The organism is Caldicoprobacter algeriensis (assembly GCF_023838525.1).
GTDB lineage: Bacteria > Bacillota > Clostridia > Caldicoprobacterales > Caldicoprobacteraceae > Caldicoprobacter > Caldicoprobacter algeriensis.
In genome coordinates this window covers 60,344-76,480 of sequence record NZ_JAHUQD010000001.1, presented here as the reverse complement: position 1 = coordinate 76,480, position 16,137 = coordinate 60,344, and the positions used below count along the sequence as shown (strand labels likewise).

Genomic DNA, 16,137 nt, shown 5'->3' with positions numbered 1-16,137 from the left:
TCGCTTATGGAAACTTTGAGGTTTGAAATTGCGCAAGCAGATGACAAAAAGAGAATCGATGTCTTTTTGACCGAAAAGATTCCTGAACATTCGCGTTCATACATTCAAAAGCTAATAAAGGACGGGCTTGTGCTGGTAAACGGCGAAAAGGTAAAGCCTAATTTTAAGGTAAAGTCCGGGTGCATCATAGATGTGACCATACCGCCGCCGCAGGAGATATCCCTTCAGCCCGAACCCTTGGAGCTGGATATAGTATACGAAGACGATGATATAGTGGTGGTCAATAAGCCCCAGGGGATGGTGGTACACCCCGCACCAGGGAATTATTCGGGTACACTGGTCAATGCGCTGCTCTACTCTTGCGATGAGCTGTCCGGGATTGGCGGCGTGATCCGGCCGGGGATTGTCCACCGCCTGGACAAGGATACCTCGGGCTTGCTGGTGGTTGCCAAGAATGATGCTGCGCACCGCAGCCTGGCGCAACAGATCAAAGACAGAACTTTAAAGAGGATTTACTGGTGCATTGTGGAAAAAAACATAAAAGAGGACAAAGGGGTTATAAATGCTCCAATAGGGCGCCATCCCACCAACCGCAAAAAGATGGCAGTGCTGAATGCGCCTACTGCAAAACCGGCGATTACGCATTTTAAGGTGCTTGAACGGTTTGGCGAATATACCCTTGTCGAGGCCAGGCTTGAAACTGGCAGAACCCATCAGATACGGGTGCACATGGCGTATATAGGCCATCCCGTGGTGGGCGACAACGTTTACGGTTCTCGAAAGCAAAAATTTAATTTAAAGGGACAGGTCCTTCATGCAAAGAAGCTAGGGCTTATCCATCCCTCTACTGGAGAGTATATGGAGTTTGAAGCGCCCCTGCCCGAATACTTTGAAAACCTGCTTGATATCCTGCGAAGAAATTATACAAAAAATTAAAAAGGGTATGGACACTCGGGTGTGTTTATGTTATACTATAAAAAATTGATTTGGCCTTTAAATCGATCCTGTGAGGTCGGTAAGGTGTTGAGGTGTAGTTTGCGCAAAATTGTATCTGGGATGGTACGTGTGCAAAGGACGTCTTACCGATCGGTGAGATGTCTTTTTTTGTAAAAAGGGGTGAGCTGGACCATGGTTCAAAAGGCGCTGATTATGGATGAAGCGGCCATGAACAGGGCTCTTACGCGAATAGCCCATGAGATCATAGAACGCAACAAGGGCATCGAAGATGTGGTACTGGTGGGTATACAGACCAGGGGGGTACCGTTGGCTCAGAGGTTGGCCAAGAAGATACAACAATATGAAGGTCAGGAAATTCCCGTTGGCGTACTGGACATAACGCTGTATCGCGATGACCTATCCTTACAACCAGAACAGCCCGTAATTAACAGCACGAATATCCCGTTTGATGTGAATGGCAAAATCGTGGTAATGGTCGATGATGTGCTGTTTACGGGGAGGACGGCCCGAGCAGCCATGGATGCTCTGATTGATTTGGGCAGGCCCAAAGCCATCCAGCTTGCGGTTTTAGTGGACAGGGGACATCGCGAGCTGCCTATAAGGGCGGATTACGTGGGGAAAAACGTTCCCACATCAATAAACGAAAAGGTATACGTATATGTTGCTGAGGTTGATGGTATAAACAAAGTTATCATAGCCGAACCTTAAAAATTCCCTTTAATACAGTCCTGTGAGGCTGTCAAGGGAATTGCACCGGGTTTTACATGCCTTGATAGCCTTCTATCAAGGCATTTTTTGATGCCCAAAAGCGGGCGACAGTAAATCAAATAAATCTTGAATTTTGGTGGGTGAGATAATGGCATTAAAGCGAAAGGACTTGCTGGGCCTTAGAGGATTGACCAGAGAGGAGATTGAGGAAATACTGACGACGGCTGAAAAGATGAAATCCATTCTTTTGAGCGACGTCAAAAAGGTGTCGCATCTACAGGGCAAATCGATGGTAACGCTGTTTTATGAAAACAGCACCAGGACAAGGTTCTCGTTTGAATTTGCGGCCAAATATCTGGGAGCACACACAGCCAGCGTTGCAGTCTCGTCCAGCAGCGTTGCCAAGGGAGAAAGCTTGATAGACACGGGGAAAACCATTCAAAGCATGGGGGTTGACGTCATCGTTATTCGTCATCCAATGTCGGGGGCGCCTCACCTTCTGGCAAAACATGTATTGGCGTCGGTTATTAATGCCGGCGACGGAATCAACGAACACCCAACCCAGGCGCTGCTCGATATGTTTACCATGAAGCAAAAGAAAGGGGCCATAGATGGTTTGAAGGTAGCCATAATAGGAGATATACTGCACAGCAGGGTGGCGCGCAGCAACATATGGGGGCTCACCACCATGGGAGCCGAGGTAAGGGTGGCCGGCCCTCCCACTCTTATGCCGCCTGATATTGAAAAAATGGGAGCTAAGGTTTTTTACAGAGTCGAGGAAGCCATAAGAGGGGCGGATGTGGTCATGGGGCTGCGGCTTCAAAGAGAGCGCCAGCAGAAAGGGTTGCTGCCTTCTCTTAGGGAGTACATGCATCTGTTTGGCATAACCGAGGAACGGATACGGCTTGCCAAGAAGGATGCCCTGATTATGCACCCTGGTCCGGTAAACAGGGGTGTGGAGATATCGTCAGATTTGGTGGATGGAGCGCAGTCTGTAATCAATGAACAGGTGACCAACGGAGTGGCTATCCGCATGGCGCTTCTATATCTCTTGACGAGGAGGAATCATGATGCTGTGCATTAAAAACGGGATGGTGGTTGATGGGATCTTGGCTGTACCCTATAAAGCGGATATATTGATTGACAAAGGGAAGGTCATCAATATAGGGAAAGATATAGAAAATACGGCTGATGAAGTTATCGATGCTGCTGGCAAATGGGTGCTGCCGGGATTGGTGGATGCTCACTGTCACTTAAGAGAGCCAGGATTTGAATACAAGGAGGATATAGGTTCGGGGACCAGGAGCGCCGCCGCAGGTGGTTTTACCAGTGTTGCGTGTATGGCCAATACCAACCCCGTGGTAGACAGTGCAGCTATGGTAAATTATATAAAGTCAATAGCCATGGCTAAAGGCGTGGTCAAGGTTTATCCCATAGCAGCCGTCACAAAAGGACAAAAAGGCGAAGAGCTCACAGAGATGGGGGAACTCAAAGAGGCAGGGGCTGTAGCCCTTTCGGACGACGGCAGGCCCATCATGAATTCCCACCTGATGAGGCTGGCCCTTCAGTACGCCAAAGGCCTCGATATGCTTATAATCTCGCACTGTGAGGATTTATCGCTGGTTGGGGACGGTGTCATGAACGAGGGGTATATGTCGACGGTGCTGGGGCTCAAAGGCATAACCCGGGCTGCAGAAGAGGTCATGGTGGCAAGGGACATCATACTGGCTGAGACGCTGGACGCTCCCATACACATCGCACATGTGAGCACCAGAGGCTCGGTGGAGCTGATCCGCCAGGCCAAGAGAAGAGGCGTGAGGGTTACCTGTGAAACCGCACCTCACTATTTCTCAGCAACTGATGCGTGGGTGGATGGATACGATGCCAACGCTAAAGTGAACCCTCCTCTGCGTACCGATGACGATGTGGAGGCCATAAAACAGGGGCTAAAGGACGGGACCATCGATATCATCGCCACCGACCATGCACCTCACCACCGGGACGACAAAGAAGTGGAGTACGGCCTGGCTGCCAATGGCATATCGGGGTTTGAGACGGCATTTTCGCTTGCCTATACCAATTTGGTCGAGACGGGGATTCTTTCTATGGTGGAGCTGGTACAAAAGATGAGTAAAGGGCCAGCTGATATATTGAATATAGATGCGGGCACCATAGGGGTTGGAAAACCTGCAGACATAATAGTGGTTGACCTCGATAGGGAATACACCGTTGATGTTTCGAAATTTTATTCCAAGGGCAAGAACTCGCCTTTCCATGGCCATACTTTAAAAGGCAAAGTTATCCATACCATCGTGGATGGCAGGATAGTCATGAAGGATGAGAGAGTAATCGTTTAAAGGTCTATAAAACACCCTGGTGATGCGGTAAAACGAAATTAGATAGATGGGGGGTGAATGCATTTGATAGATAAGCTCATAGAACAGATTATTAAAAAGAGGAATCCCACGGTGGTCGGGCTGGATACACGGCTTGAGTATGTTCCTGACCACGTGGTGGAAAGGTGTAGCGGGGCATCGCTCTTTGAGGTGGCCGCCAGCGCCATATTTGAATTCAACAAGGCCATCATTGACGCGGTATATGAGCATATTCCTGCCGTCAAGATACAGGTAGCCTATTATGAGATGTACGGCCCACCGGGGATGGAGGCCTTCAGGCTTACGGCGCAGTACGCCAAGTCAAAAGGCCTGATAGTCATAGGGGATATCAAGAGAAACGATATCGGCTCTACTGCCGAGGCCTATGCCAGCGCTTATCTTGGCGAAACTCCGCTCAAAAGTGGTAGAATGCCAGCCTTTGACCTGGACTTCGTAACGGTTAATCCCTATCTTGGCACCGATGGCGTGATGCCGTTTATCCAGGCCTGTAAGGAGTACAATAAGGGCATATTTGTACTGGTTAAGACTTCCAACCCTTCGTCGGGGGAGTTCCAGGACCTGCCGGTTGAAGGGAAAAGGCTATATAACAAGGTGGCCGAGAAGGTGGTGGAATGGGGGAAAGAGCTCATGGGCACAAAAGGTTACAGCCATGTAGGTGCCGTCATAGGAGCCACTTACCCCCGGCAGCTCGAGGAGCTGAGGGGCGAGATGCCTCACACCTACTTTTTAATACCGGGTTATGGAGCGCAGGGAGGTAGTATCCAGGATGTAATGGGTGGTTTTGATGAGCATGGTTTGGGTGCTGTCATCAATGCCTCGCGCAGCGTGATATGTGCCTATCGGCGAAGCCCGTGGAAGGAGAAGTTTTCTCCCGAGTGCTTTGCAGATGCCGCACTGGCAGAGGTGCTCCGCATGAAGGAGGAAATTGAAGCTGCCCTATCACATAATGGGATTAAGACATGGTAATCAAAAAATAGCAGACGGTAAAGGAGATGATGGATTATGCCAAGAGACCCAAACATCAAAAAAGTTCTTGTAATAGGCTCGGGACCGATAATCATCGGACAGGCAGCAGAGTTTGACTATGCGGGGACTCAGGCTTGCAGGGCTCTGAAGGAAGAAGATGTGGAGGTTGTGCTGGTAAACAGCAATCCTGCCACAATCATGACTGATCTCAGTATGGCCGACCACGTGTATATTGAACCTTTAACCTCTCAAATCCTTAAAGGGGTTATTGCCAAGGAAAAGCCCGATAGCCTGCTGGCCACTTTAGGCGGGCAGACAGGGCTTAATTTGGCCGTTGAGCTGGCCGAATCAGGATTTTTAGATGAATACGGTGTGAGAATCATAGGAACCGATGTGGAGTCCATCCGCAAAGGCGAGGACAGAGAGCTGTTTAAGCACACCATGCAGTCCATTGGAGAGCCGGTAATCGAAAGCCTTACGGTACACGATGTTGACAGCGCGCTGGCATTTGCCGAAAAAATTGGCTACCCGGTCATTGTACGACCCGCTTATACCCTTGGGGGAACGGGTGGAGGCATGGCCAGCAACAGCGAGGAACTGAGGCGCATCGCTTCCGAAGGTTTGCGATTGAGCAGGGCGCACCAGGTGCTTATAGAAAAATCGGTGGCCGGCTGGAAGGAGATCGAATATGAGGTGGTACGGGATGCAGAAGGCAACTGCGTCATCGTGTGCAGCATGGAGAACGTCGACCCTGTGGGCATCCACACAGGGGATAGCATAGTGGTAGCTCCTGCGCAGACCCTGACTCCAGAGCAAGATGCCATGCTGAGGCGTGCTGCCATAAACATAGTCAATGCGCTCAACATCAGGGGCGGGTGCAATATCCAGTTTGCATTGAGCGTCGACGGACAGCAGTACTACGTCATAGAGGTCAACCCCAGGTTAAGCCGTTCAAGCGCTTTGGCTTCCAAAGCTACGGGCTACCCAATTGCAAGGGTGGCAACCAAAATCGCACTGGGGTACAGGCTTGAAGAGATAAGGCACAGCATAACAGGCAGACCTTTTGCTGCGCGCGAGCCTGTGGTGGATTACACAGTGCTCAAGATCCCGCGCTGGCCTTTCGATAAATTTGTGAAGGCCGATAAAGCCCTGGGTACAAAGATGAAGGCCACCGGCGAAGTCATGGCCATTGGTGCCTGCTTTGAAGAGGCGCTTTTGAAGGCTGTGCGCTCGCTGGAGCTGGGTGTGGATTATCTATATATGGAACACATCGCTAAGATGGACGATGACCAAATCGTCAAGCAGCTGGATTACAAGACGGATGAGAGGCTTTTTGTGGTGGCAGAGGCGCTTCGAAGAGGCATATCAATTGAGGAGATTTACAGAAAAACCGCCATTGACCCGTTTTTCTTGAGCAAGATTCTCAACATTATCCGCTTTGAAGACGAGATAAGGCAAGAGGGAGCAAATCTGGATAGGTCCACACTGCTTGAGGCCAAGAAACTGGGCTTTACTGATGCGACCATCGGCAGGCTTACTGGTATGAAGCCCGACGAAGTGCGAAGCAAAAGAAAAGAATGGGGAATATATCCTGTATACAGGCCCATAGATACTGGAGCCGGCGATAACTCCGGTGTTGGGGCGTACTACTATTCCACCTACAACGCGCAGGAAAATGCTGTTAATGTAGGTCAAAGCAAAAAGGTTGTAGTGTTGGGTGCCGGGCCTATAAGGATAGGACAGGGCATCGAGTTTGATTACTGCTCGGTTCATTGTGTGTGGGCTTTGAAGAAGATGGGATATCAGGCCATTATCATAAACAACAATCCCGAGACAGTCAGCACCGACTTTGATACCTCGGATAGGCTGTATTTTGAACCCCTGTCTCCTGAGGATGTGCTGAACGTTCTGGACATGGAGAGACCAGACGGGGTTATGGTACAGTTCGGTGGGCAGACGGCCATCAAGTTAGTACGTATCGTGCATGAGGCGGGATACACAATACTGGGAACCCAGCCCGAGTATATAAACAAGTCCGAAGATAGGAAGGAATTTGATGCAGTTCTGGAAGAGCTGAATATTCCCAGACCGCCAGGGACTACCGTGTTCACTGCAGAGGAAGCGGTGGCTGCAGCTGAAAAGCTGGGATATCCGGTGCTGGTAAGGCCTTCATATGTGCTGGGCGGCCAGGGAATGGAGATCGCCTACAACCGTGACACCATAGTCGAATACATGGAGATCATAAACCGCATTAAGCAGGAGCATCCGGTTTTAGTGGATAAGTATTTGATGGGCAAGGAAATCGAAGTGGACGCCATATGCGATGGGGAAGACATACTGATACCGGGCATCATGGAGCATATAGAGAGGGCGGGTATTCATTCCGGCGACAGCATTGCCGTATATCCCGCAAAAGGCCTTTCCAGATCTACCGTTGATCGCATACTTGATTATACTTACAGGTTGGCTAAGGCGTTACACATTAAAGGGCTCATCAATATTCAATACATTGAGCATAATGGAGATGTATATGTAATTGAAGCAAATCCACGTTCTAGCCGTACAGTTCCTTATATCAGCAAGGTGACGGGGGTACCGATGGTTGATCTGGCCGTCAGGACTATGATGGGTCAAAAGCTGAAGGAATTAGGATACGGTACGGGTTTGTATCCCGAGAAAAACGTTGTGGCCGTCAAAGTGCCGGTGTTCTCGTTTGAAAAATTGCCTATGGTAGAGGTAAGCCTGGGGCCCGAGATGAAATCCACCGGCGAGGTGCTGGGGATAGGAAGGACGTTGCCCGAGGCTCTGTTCAAAGGCCTGCTGGCGGCGGGTTACAACTTGAAAAAGGAAGGCAATGTGCTGATCACCGTATCAAACGCTGATAAACAGGAGGTTGTGCCCATAGCTGCTGACTTTGAGAATCTAGGGTTTGGCATACTTGCCACCAGCGGTACGGCCCATGTGCTCAATTCAAATTATGTGGCGGCCAGCGTTGTGAATAAGGTAAGCCAGGACCATCCCAATATCAGCGATTATATACAACAGGGCAAAATAAGCATTATAATAAACACGCCCACCAAAGGGCATATCCCACAGCGCGATGGGTTTAAGATACGAAGGATGGCTGTGGAACACTCTATCCCCTGTTTGACTTCCCTGGATACGGCCCGCGCCTTTGTGAGCATTTTGAAACAGAATATTGATGAATCCAGGATCGAGCTTATAGCCCTGGAGGATATAGAGTGATGAAAGGGGGTAAGTGCCGAGGCTCCCGGCTTTCATAAAAGCCGGAGCCTCTTGTGCCTTTAGCATGATGAAAGGGGCAGATATGTGCAAAATTGTGGAGAATACAATGATTGCACCCCATATGTATAAAATGGCATTTCTCTCTAAAGGTATTGCTTTAAATGCCAATCCCGGTCAGTTTGTGCATATAAAGGTGCCGGGCGATAACTCGCTGCTTCTCAGGCGGCCCATAAGCATACACGATGTGCATCCACAAACCGGAATGGTGGAAATAGTGTATCAGGTAGTGGGTAAGGGGACACGCATTCTTTCAGGGATGAATGCCGGGCAGTTTATAGATGTGCTTGGCCCTCTGGGCAACGGCTTTACCATTTCCCGGGAAATCAAAAGCGCGCTTGTGGTGGGTGGCGGCTGCGGCATAGCGCCTCTTAAGTTATTGATGAGACGGTTGAAAGATATGGGGGTGGTGGTTAAGGCGTTGCTGGGATTTCGCAGCCGCGAGGCGGTGTATGGGCTTGAAGAGTTTGAGATGCTTTCGGATCGCGTGTTGGTGACCACCGATGACGGCAGCCTGGGCAGAAGAGGGCTGGTCACCCAGGTGCTCGGGGAAGAGCTCCAGCAGCTACCCGATATGATGTTTGCATGTGGGCCGACACCTATGCTGAGGATTGTCCAGCAATTAGCCAGGGAGTACAGTGTACCCTGTCAGATGTCGCTGGAGGAGAGAATGGGGTGCGGGATAGGGGGATGCCTTGTCTGCTCGTGTGCTGTTCGTACGCCGGATGGCGGTTTCGAATATAAAAGGGTGTGCAAGGACGGCCCAGTGTTCTGGAGCCAAGAGGTGATGTTGGATGAAGCCCCGAATGAGCGTTAAGATATGCGGCGTTTCCTTTAAAAATCCCGTTATTGCTGCTTCTGGTACCTTCGGATTTGGCCGGGAGTATGCCGAATACGTGGATTTAAACATGCTGGGCGGCATAGCTGTCAAAGGCCTGACGCTTTTACCAAGGAAGGGCAATCCGCCACCCAGGATTGCTGAAACCTCTTCTGGCATATTGAACAGCGTGGGGCTTCAAAATCCTGGCGTTGACTATTTTATCGAGCATGAGCTTCCCAAGCTGCTCAAGTACGACACGCGCATCATTGTAAATATAAACGGCAATACCATCGATGAATACTGCAGGATAGCCGAAAAGCTGAGGGACGTGCCAATACATTTTCTGGAGCTCAATATCTCGTGCCCCAATGTCAAGCAAGGAGGCGTTGCTTTCGGCACTCATCCCGATGTGGTGTATGACATCACACGCAGCGTGAAGGCGCATGCTAAACAGCCGGTGCTGGTCAAGCTGACGCCAAATGTCACCGATATAAAGGAGATTGCCATTGCAGCTGAAAAGGCTGGCGGAGATGGCATATCGCTTATCAACACGGTGCTGGGTATGGCTATAGATGCCAAAAAGCGCCGACCGGTACTGGCAAACATAGTAGGGGGGCTTTCAGGGCCTGCGATAAAGCCCATTGCACTCAGGATGGTGTGGGAGGTGGCGCAGGTGGTCAGCATCCCCATTATTGGCATGGGGGGAATAACCACTGGCGAGGATGTGGTGGAATTTCTTTTAGCTGGTGCTACCGCCGTTGGGGTGGGTACCGCTAACCTTATATCTCCTACTGCCTGTATCGACATCGTCAATCAGCTGGAAGAGTATATGGTACAGAACGGCATTGAAGATGTAAACGAGCTGATAGGCGGGCTGGAGATTAAAAGCTTTTGCTGACAGAAAAGTTGGCGGCAAAGTCGAGTTTGGCGATGGGAGAAAAATTTTGTTAAAAACGATAGGTCATCATTTTTAGCGGAATTTGTACAGGATGATCAATTGCCGCGTGGAAAACTACATACATAAGCCTTACTTTATCAAGCTACATTTAAGAAAGTTAAGTTTGTAGTAAAATCAAAATTGAGTCCAAAAGCGCAATTTAAGACAAAACGATAACGAAAGGGGAAAAGATTTATGGACAGGGAAAGGGTACTGCAGATATTTAAGGAGACGGGGGTACTGCTTCAAGGTCACTTCCTTCTCACCTCCGGGAGGCACAGCGGCGAATATCTTCAGTGTGCCAAGGTTTTTCAATATCCTCGCTACGCCGAGGAGATAACCAGGGCGCTGGCTGATAAGTTCAACGATGACCGCATAGACATAGTGGTGGGCCCGGCTATAGGTGGCATCATCCTTTCGTATGAGATGGGCAGGTGCCTTGGCGTAAAGACCATATTTGCAGAGCGAGAAGATGGCAAGATGACCTTGAGAAGGGGATTTGAAATACCCGAGGGGAGCAGGGTGCTGGTGGTGGAGGATGTCGTCACCACTGGCGGGTCGGTCAAGGAAGTCATGGAGGTTGTGAAAAACTGCGGCGGAGAGGTAGTGGGTGTTGGAGCTGTAGTGGACAGGAGCGGGGGCAGCGTAGATTTCGGGGTAAAGTTTCACTCGGTGATATCCATGGATGTCAAGTCGTATGCCCCTGAGGAGTGCCCGATATGCAAGACCGGATTGCCTCTTGTAAAGCCGGGCAGCCGGAATATAGGAAGATGACAGGCATAGCTGTAAATAGTACGATTTTTCGTGTGGCAATGCAGTTGAAGTATTGAATCAGGAAGGTTAATTAACCTTCCTGATGTTCTGTATTTTTTCATCGGATGGCGTTACGTATATGGTATTGTATCCTTCATATATTACCATTCCGGGCTTTGCACCGCTGGGCTTCTTGACGTTTTTGCGCGGGCAGTAGTCCACGGGTACGTTGCTGGAGTTCCTGCCTTTGCTGAAATAGGCCGCTAGCAACGCGGCTTCTACCAGCGTATTTTCGGGGATTGGTCGCCCACCTGTTTTTATGATTACATGGGAGCCTGGGATGTTTTTGGTATGAAGCCAAATATCATTAGCGCTGGCCGTTTTGAGGGTGAGACGGTCGTTCTGGTAGTTGTTTTTCCCGACAAAGATATCAAACCCATCCGAGGAGATAAAATGATGGGGTTTTGAAGGGGCAGGGGCCTGCCTTTTCTCCTTTGTCGTCTTTTTGATGTATCCCTGCTCGGCCAGTTCCTGATACACTTCTTCCACATCAGACTCTTCGGTGCACTTTTCCAGGCTTTCGAGCAGTGCCTCCAAATAATCTATTTCCTCTCTGCTCTCCTCTATTTGCTTGGAAACCTTGTCCAAAGTGTTTTTCGCTTTGGAATATTTTTTGAAGTATTCCTGGGCATTCTGTATGGGCGATTTTTTTTCATCCAGCGGTATGGTTATGGTGGAGCCGTTTGGGTCATAGTAGTTGACCAGACTGACCTCCTTCAGCCCTTTTGGTATGGAATGGGCGTTTGCTGTAAGAAGTTCACCCCACAGCCTGAACTTGTCGGCCTCTTTGGCCTGCTGGAGCTCTTCCAGCTGCAGAGCCAGCTTCTTCTGGCAGCGCTCCAGGTTGGCCTTGATAAGCTTTGAGAGATAGGAGGTACGCTGCTGCAAACGTTCCAACTTGTCCCGTTCTGAATAAAACGCCTCCAGCATTTCAGATACCGATGAATATCTCTCCAGCATAGAGGCAGGATACTGCTGGTAAACAAACGGGAAGATATCCAGAGGATAACCCGTTTCATCCTTCAACATGGTGGGGCTGAACTGCTTGTTTTTTACTTCATCAAAAAAAGACATGAACGATCGGCATAGCGCTTCCAGCTGCTGCTCGGAAAGCTCCTGGGGTCCAATTGGTTTATCGCCCAAAGCCCGATATACAATTTCAAAGGCTGTGGTGGGAGAGATTCCCATATAATTGTTCAAGAGGACATTTTCGACCTTCTTGTTTGTTGGCATCGATTTTAAAAGGTCCTTGAAGGACTCCGGCGTTTCTGATAGAGGATTCCTTTTATCCTGGGCTGGAGGAGGACTGTACACAAGGCCGGGAAGTACCTGGCGAACCCTGCTCATTGACTCATTTACATGCTTTATGCTGTCTATTATCTTCCCGTCTTCGTCTACCAGTATTATGTTGCTGTGCCGTCCCATTATTTCGATGATTAATCTCTTTATGGTCAGGTCTCCCAGTTCATTTGTACTTTCGATGAGTATTTCGGCTATTCGCTCCATTTGAGGTTGAACTATATCCACGATTTTGCCGCCGGTAAGGTGCTTGCGCAGAAGCATGCAAAACATGGGCGGCGTTAAAGGGTTGGGTTTTGTGGACCTTGTAAGGTGGATACGAGGATGATTTGCACTGGCAGACAGCAGCAGCTTTAGCTCTTCATCCCGGGAGCGAATGTGCAGGTAAATTTCGTCTTTTTCTGGCTGATAAACTTTGTCTATGCGCCTGTTGAGTATTTTGCTGCGCAGTTCTTCGATAACGCAACTCAATAGAACACCGTCGTAAGCCATTTTATGCCTCCTGTTGTGTTGTTTTCCTGAAGAATTGAATCCCTATCGTTGTATTGATTCAACTCCACCGTAAACTGCCACATCCAATTGGCAGGTTTTTTAGATATTCTTTGGATTATGATGTCTGATTATGATAATCCATTATACTATATGTTGGTCTTTAATTTCAAAATATTTGAGAATTAAAAATATGCTATAAACAATTCTAGAATTAACTGATGAGGCGGTTTCAAAGGCTGATAGTATTTGCCATTATATTCTATGTAATCATCGGTATAGGTTACCACTATAATGCTCCCGTCATCGAATTCAAATTCAAATAGGTAGGTTTTTCTCTTATTATCACCGCCATTATCTATACCATCACTATTTAAGCCGTTTATATTTTCTGCGATTTTATCCCTGGGGATTTCCTGCCCCATCGCATTTCTTATGGCTCTTACACACTTGTTAATATGAACTTGTTCTGTGTAGGTTTCTTCTTCAAAGTAATCCCCCTTAAATCTAAGCTTTTTAGCGTTTAAGAGATAATTGATATTGCTTTTTGAGTTGTTTGGCTTAGTCGGAAACAACTCTTTGATCTTCTGAATGAACTCAATATTCGGGGTTATAAGCCTTATTGGGGGGCCTGCTCTTCCAATGCCATAGTCGTAACAGATATCACCATCCATCAGGAGCAAAAGGCTGTTTTGAGTGGTAATCACCATACTGTACCGAGCCTCATTTTCGTTGGCTGTATCATATTGTGCTACATTATTTCTCTCAAACTCCAATCTGTAAAAAGGGTACGCTGCCTCTCTGTAATCCATTACACTGCCGTCCCACGTTACAGGTTCGAAAACTCTTTTAAGAGAACTTGCGAGGGCGTTTCTCTGCTGTGCTGTGGGTTTAAATATATCACCCGTATCCTCGGCTTTGATGATAAAAGAAGGATTATTTAGAATTTCCTCCTGGAGTTTTGAAACAAATTTATCGAGATCAGGTTCGGGGTGATAAGCTTTATTTATTATTTCGTCGGTAATGCGGTAAAAGATTTTATCCTTTTGTATCCAGCCGGTAAAAGAGTTTACGCCGGCGCTCACCTGCAACCAGTCGCCTTTTGTATTAGTGATATGGATGCATGCAATGGGATTGTATTTAAGAAGGTTTTCAAGTCCGGGGTATGTATCATTGAGCGTTTCAGAATTCTCGTCAGGTTCAGTATAGATTAAAGTATCATTAAGTATAAAGCCCTGTAAAGGCTGCATTCCCTCGGTTAATTCAACTACGTACTCTTCTTTGATCCATCCGACGTTTGAAGAATTGTAACCATAGAAGGGAATTTTTTCTATCAATACCCATTCACCATGTCTGATAATATTTTTTTCATCGTCTTTTTTAAGTCTGACCAAGTCATTGTTAAATGCATGCCCCACTACAACTCCATCAGTTGCAGGAAAATCGAATATTTCAATGTAATTATCCGGATTGAACAACCTTTCACTCTTTTTACCGGTTTGTATCACCCATGTATATTCCAATGCATCGTTTATATTGGTGGAATTTATGTAGAGGGGTTTATCTAATGTATGGTGAAATTCAAAATCCTGTATATTTATCCAGAATTCAACGCCATCCGAATGCACAGAATATGCGTGTGCATCCCCTGCTCCCGATTCATCTTCTGGCAGTATTAGCGGCTCTATTCTTTTTGCCGTCCACCATTCAACACCCAGGTTTCCGGTCAATTGAACTATTGTGTTTTCAGGAATCACGCACCATTGATCAAACCCATCACCAGGTCCTGTTCTGCCGATGCAATCCCGTTTCAACACGGTAACTGGGTACTCGTTTTTGTAGGGCTTATATTCCTCCCCGCCTCGCTTTTTAAAGATGTCCGAAATTAACCATTCGGCTGTAGTCTTTCGTCTCACCATCTCCTGTCTTATCGATAACGGTTCTTCATTATCAGGATCTTCGCCCGGCCTATGGTTCAGCTTCCCAGTGATATTTGCGATTTGAGCTTTTAGGAATTCAACGGCTCTTTCATCCGCTGCGATTATATAATTATATTCATCCGAAAGCTTTTGCTTGGTAGCTTCCTGCGAATATCCCGCCAAAATATGGAGGCAAAGCTTTTCGAAAGCGTCACTCAATTTCTTCTCAGCATCGTTATCGGCTACGGTGTTGGCGTTTTCATCTATTCCCGTTTCAGGGTCATTGGGACTATTCTCAACAATAGCCGTTTCATTTTCAGTAATAGCCGTTTGTCGAGGTTTAATAACGCCATCGGTCAATAGCGCGAATCCCAGGATTAAAGTAACCACAACAGCCAGGGACGTTAATAAGAAAGACGGCCTCTTAAAATTTATGGCTTTTAAAATCCTCTTTTCAGTATTACTTTTTTTGTTTGTCACCCCAACAACGAAGTACGACGGCTTTAACCCGGAACAATACCCTGATGCTTCAAGTATAGTTTTGCCGTATTCAATCCATTCTTTATTTTCCAGCCTCAGCATTACCGATTCGTCGCATGATACCTCGCAGTCACTATGCATTATAGAAAAGCAGTACCAAAATAATGGATTGAACCAATAAACTGCCTTTAATACGATTAATACGGCATTCAAATACAGGTCTTTTCTTTTTAAATGCATCAGTTCATGCAGAAAGATGTATCTTATATGCCTTTCATCAATATTTTCCATTAGAATACTGGGTATCAGCAGTTTTGGCTTTATCAATCCATACAGGCAGGGAGAACCAAAACTGTCGCAGATTAGTGGCGTTACAGTGCTGTTGATGGATAAGTATGCCTTACACGCATTAAAAATGTTTAGCATCCTAGTATTGGCGGTATTAGTAAAAACAGGACACTTTTTTATCATTCGGTTAATATGAATGTTGCATACACATGTATATGCCAGGAATCCGATGACCCCTGAAAGCCATATAATGCTTAATAGGTAAATAGCATTATTCGGCCGACTTTTTTGTGCACTACCTGCATAAGGAGTTGCATTGGTATGATTAGAAGGGTGGGTATCAATGTCATTGCTGGTATCAGTATTGTTGAGATTATAACCGGTATCAGAACCGTTTGAAACATCATTGTTAACTTTTGAGCTTAAAGCTGTTTTATTATCCGACAAAGGTGTATTTACATCATCAATGACCGTACTGCTGCCCAGCGTGGAATCGCTTATTACAAGATTGCTTGTAGTGAGTCCCTTTTCATCAAGCTCTTGTTGAAGCATCCCTGTTAGATTAAACAAACTAAACGGGCTCTCCGGGAATATGGGTATTACAAGCCTTATAACCAGTATAATCCATATATAGTAGTGCCATGTTGGATTTAATCTGTTTCTGAATATCCATTTAACAAGCAGGAGAAAAGCCGCGGTAATTGTTCCCATAATAGAAATGTTTAGTATGCACAAAAAGATATTTGCCAAAATACCCATAAG

General features: G+C 47.2%; 11 protein-coding genes. 9 read left to right on the top strand and 2 right to left on the bottom strand.

All coding sequences use genetic code 11. From position 1 onward, the window contains the following. Nucleotides 1-6: 6 nt before the first annotated feature. From KVG29_RS00350 to pyrE, 9 genes are all read left to right on the top strand, one after another. Nucleotides 7-936, top strand: a complete 930-nt coding sequence (locus KVG29_RS00350) for an RluA family pseudouridine synthase (protein WP_252225650.1) — start codon at nt 7-9, stop codon at nt 934-936. A 192-nt stretch (nt 937-1,128) separates the two neighbouring features. Further along, nucleotides 1,129-1,665, top strand: coding sequence for a bifunctional pyr operon transcriptional regulator/uracil phosphoribosyltransferase PyrR (pyrR, locus tag KVG29_RS00345; RefSeq protein ID WP_252225649.1), 537 nt, complete (start codon nt 1,129-1,131; stop codon nt 1,663-1,665). Nucleotides 1,666-1,813: 148 nt separating this feature from the next. Then, nucleotides 1,814-2,749: an aspartate carbamoyltransferase catalytic subunit gene (locus tag KVG29_RS00340; RefSeq protein WP_252225890.1), complete on the top strand. Its 936-nt coding sequence runs from the start codon at nt 1,814-1,816 to the stop codon at nt 2,747-2,749. Further along, nucleotides 2,733-4,022 (top strand): dihydroorotase, encoded by a 1,290-nt coding sequence (locus KVG29_RS00335; protein ID WP_252225648.1) that lies wholly within the window; start codon nt 2,733-2,735, stop codon nt 4,020-4,022. The genes KVG29_RS00340 and KVG29_RS00335 overlap by 17 nt, the downstream gene beginning before the upstream one ends. Nucleotides 4,023-4,085: 63 nt before the next feature. After that, the gene (gene pyrF / locus KVG29_RS00330; RefSeq protein ID WP_252225646.1) at nt 4,086-5,027 is read left to right on the top strand and encodes an orotidine-5'-phosphate decarboxylase; all 942 of its coding nucleotides are present in this window, start codon (nt 4,086-4,088) and stop codon (nt 5,025-5,027) included. Nucleotides 5,028-5,063: 36 nt separating this feature from the next. Further along, complete coding sequence (gene carB, locus KVG29_RS00325; RefSeq protein ID WP_252225644.1) at nt 5,064-8,273, top strand: carbamoyl-phosphate synthase large subunit; 3,210 nt, start codon at nt 5,064-5,066, stop codon at nt 8,271-8,273. 106 nt (nt 8,274-8,379) lie between these two features. Further along, entirely contained in the window at nt 8,380-9,147 is a 768-nt protein-coding gene (locus tag KVG29_RS00320) for a dihydroorotate dehydrogenase electron transfer subunit (RefSeq protein ID WP_252225643.1), read from the top strand. Beyond that, nucleotides 9,125-10,048: a dihydroorotate dehydrogenase gene (locus KVG29_RS00315; RefSeq protein ID WP_252225642.1), complete on the top strand. Its 924-nt coding sequence runs from the start codon at nt 9,125-9,127 to the stop codon at nt 10,046-10,048. Before KVG29_RS00320 ends, KVG29_RS00315 begins: the two co-directional genes overlap by 23 nt. A 234-nt stretch (nt 10,049-10,282) precedes the next feature. After that, the gene (gene pyrE, locus KVG29_RS00310; protein ID WP_252225640.1) at nt 10,283-10,861 is read left to right on the top strand and encodes an orotate phosphoribosyltransferase; all 579 of its coding nucleotides are present in this window, start codon (nt 10,283-10,285) and stop codon (nt 10,859-10,861) included. Nucleotides 10,862-10,927: 66 nt separating this feature from the next. Here pyrE and KVG29_RS00305 read toward each other — a convergent pair whose 3' ends face one another. After that, entirely contained in the window at nt 10,928-12,691 is a 1,764-nt protein-coding gene (locus KVG29_RS00305) for an Rqc2 family fibronectin-binding protein (protein ID WP_252225639.1), read from the bottom strand. Between the two features lie 182 nt (nt 12,692-12,873). Then, a complete protein-coding gene (locus tag KVG29_RS00300; protein ID WP_252225638.1) occupies nt 12,874-16,134 on the bottom strand; it encodes a M56 family metallopeptidase in 3,261 nt (1,086 codons plus the stop codon). Nucleotides 16,135-16,137: the final 3 nt, after the last annotated feature.

What these genes read in the sequence shown, in the direction of transcription:
- KVG29_RS00350 (WP_252225650.1), top strand. Translation starts at nt 7, where the DNA reads ATGGAAACTTTGAGGTTTGAAATTGCGCAAGCAGATGACAAAAAGAGA.
- KVG29_RS00315 (WP_252225642.1), top strand. Translation starts at nt 9,125, where the DNA reads ATGAAGCCCCGAATGAGCGTTAAGATATGCGGCGTTTCCTTTAAAAAT.
- KVG29_RS00320 (WP_252225643.1), top strand. Translation starts at nt 8,380, where the DNA reads ATGATTGCACCCCATATGTATAAAATGGCATTTCTCTCTAAAGGTATT.
- pyrE (WP_252225640.1), top strand. Translation starts at nt 10,283, where the DNA reads ATGGACAGGGAAAGGGTACTGCAGATATTTAAGGAGACGGGGGTACTG.
- KVG29_RS00340 (WP_252225890.1), top strand. Translation starts at nt 1,814, where the DNA reads ATGGCATTAAAGCGAAAGGACTTGCTGGGCCTTAGAGGATTGACCAGA.
- carB (WP_252225644.1), top strand. Translation starts at nt 5,064, where the DNA reads ATGCCAAGAGACCCAAACATCAAAAAAGTTCTTGTAATAGGCTCGGGA.
- KVG29_RS00305 (WP_252225639.1), bottom strand. Translation starts at nt 12,691, where the DNA reads ATGGCTTACGACGGTGTTCTATTGAGTTGCGTTATCGAAGAACTGCGC.
- KVG29_RS00335 (WP_252225648.1), top strand. Translation starts at nt 2,733, where the DNA reads ATGATGCTGTGCATTAAAAACGGGATGGTGGTTGATGGGATCTTGGCT.
- KVG29_RS00300 (WP_252225638.1), bottom strand. Translation starts at nt 16,134, where the DNA reads ATGGGTATTTTGGCAAATATCTTTTTGTGCATACTAAACATTTCTATT.
- pyrR (WP_252225649.1), top strand. Translation starts at nt 1,129, where the DNA reads ATGGTTCAAAAGGCGCTGATTATGGATGAAGCGGCCATGAACAGGGCT.